We start from the raw sequence: 871 nt of genomic DNA on the forward strand, positions 1-871 counted from the left end.
TAGTCCACGGGTATTGGCTTGCGCTGGCTAAAACTCGTAACTCGAACAGCTCTTTTTCTTGGCGCGGTACATTGCCCTATCTGCCACGGCGAGCAGTTCATCAGTGGAGCGACCGTCACCGGGGTAATTAGCCACGCCAATGCTACAGCTCATCTGAAACTGTTGACCGGTAATATGAAAGGGTTTATCCACCGCTTCAATCAATGCCTCAGTGACTTTACTGACATTGGTCTTACCGGACGCATCCTCCAACAAAATGACAAACTCATCACCGCCGATGCGGGCAACTGTATCCGAGGCGCGAATGCAGGATTTAATGCGCGCGGCAAATTCCCGCAAGACCTGATCGCCAAAGCCGTGGCCACGGGTATCATTAATGGACTTAAATTTATCGAGGTCGATGAACAACAAGGTGAAGGACTTATGACTGCGCTTAGATTGCTCAATGAGATGTGATACGCGATCAAGCAATAGGTATCGATTGGGAATATTGGTTAATTGATCAAAATGGGCCAGATGGCTCAGTCGCTCTTGCTCGGCTTTTCGATCGCTGATATCGCGGTTTATGCCCAGCGCACCCACCATTGAACCATCGTCGTCAAAGATAGGAACACACATAGATTCAATCCAACCTATATGGCCATCTTTACGTAACATGCGGATTTCACCCGTCCACTTTCCGTCGCGAGCCACAGCAGCAATAACTTGCGCCGTCAATTGAGCGCTATCCTCGGGTACATGCAATATAGAAACGGCTTGCCCAACAGCTTCGGACTTCGTGTATCCGTACAAGGCTTCTGAACCTGCGTTCCAGTCCACAATAACCCCGTTAGTATCGGTGACCACCACGGCATCAAAGAGATAATCGAAG

The 871-nt window shown here is 49.5% G+C and carries 1 protein-coding gene; it reads right to left on the reverse strand.

Going from position 1 to position 871, the window contains the following annotated elements; translation table 11 throughout:
- Positions 1 to 27: 27 nt before the first annotated feature.
- Positions 28 to 871, reverse strand: an 844-nt coding sequence (locus tag ACFQEU_RS16865) for a diguanylate cyclase domain-containing protein (RefSeq protein ID WP_379784020.1), incomplete at its 5' end; no start/stop codon positions are given.

This window comes from Halorubrum tibetense (assembly GCF_042661865.1).
Taxonomy (GTDB): domain Archaea; phylum Halobacteriota; class Halobacteria; order Halobacteriales; family Haloferacaceae; genus Halorubrum; species Halorubrum tibetense.